At 41.7% G+C, this 617-nt stretch carries 1 protein-coding gene; it reads right to left on the bottom strand.

Annotated elements, in window-relative coordinates:
• Positions 1-98: 98 nt before the first annotated feature.
• Positions 99-386 (bottom strand): hypothetical protein, encoded by a 288-nt coding sequence (locus tag AB4486_RS26350; RefSeq protein ID WP_136975914.1) that lies wholly within the window; start codon positions 384-386, stop codon positions 99-101.
• Between the last annotated feature and the right edge of the window lie 231 nt (positions 387-617).

The raw sequence follows: 617 nt of genomic DNA, 5'->3' as shown, positions 1-617 counted from the left end.
GTCATCTTTCTGAATGAAATGCAGCTGTTCTTTCTCATCGAGCTGAACTTTGCACTTCCAAAACTTAGCGACTTTCTGTAGCTCTCTTAACGCTGCCATTATCGTGACTCCATCCAATCAATAAACGGCTGTTTGTGCTCGCTTACTGTCGCTATTGTCATAACTGCTTTTGTTGCTCGTTGATACTCACGCCATAGCAATGCAATATGGTCTGTTGTCATGCCTTTGCGCATAACCTCTTGAAGCATTTCAACCTCTACGAGCGTTCGGCTATCAGTGAACCCCTGTAAAAGTTCGTTAAACGTCTTCTGCTTTTCGCGTTTTTCAAACAACGCTTCTTTATTTTCGGCATAATAGTTTTTTTGATACTCAGTTCTATTTGTCATTCTCTTGTCCCAAAAAAGCACTGAATCAGGTCAGTGCAACTCAAATTAATGCGCCAGATTTCAAAACGCGGGACGACGCACAACCCGCAAAGCATCGATGTCAATCACTGCTCAATTCTTATCCCTATTTAGGGGTGTTGAATTCAACACTTTTGGCATTCAGATATGTACAGACGAAAAAAGCCCCGAACCAAAAGGAACGGGGCCAAAAACAAACAATGAATTTTCAAA

This window comes from Vibrio sp. 10N.222.55.C6, assembly GCF_041473395.1.
In the GTDB taxonomy this organism is placed as follows: domain Bacteria; phylum Pseudomonadota; class Gammaproteobacteria; order Enterobacterales; family Vibrionaceae; genus Vibrio; species Vibrio crassostreae_C.
The sequence above is the reverse complement of the archived record's forward strand: the minus strand, read 5'-3'. Positions and strand labels throughout refer to the sequence as shown.

Excerpts from the sequence above, each read along its gene's own strand:
- AB4486_RS26350 (WP_136975914.1), bottom strand. The coding sequence starts at position 386 with ATGACAAATAGAACTGAGTATCAAAAAAACTATTATGCCGAAAATAAA.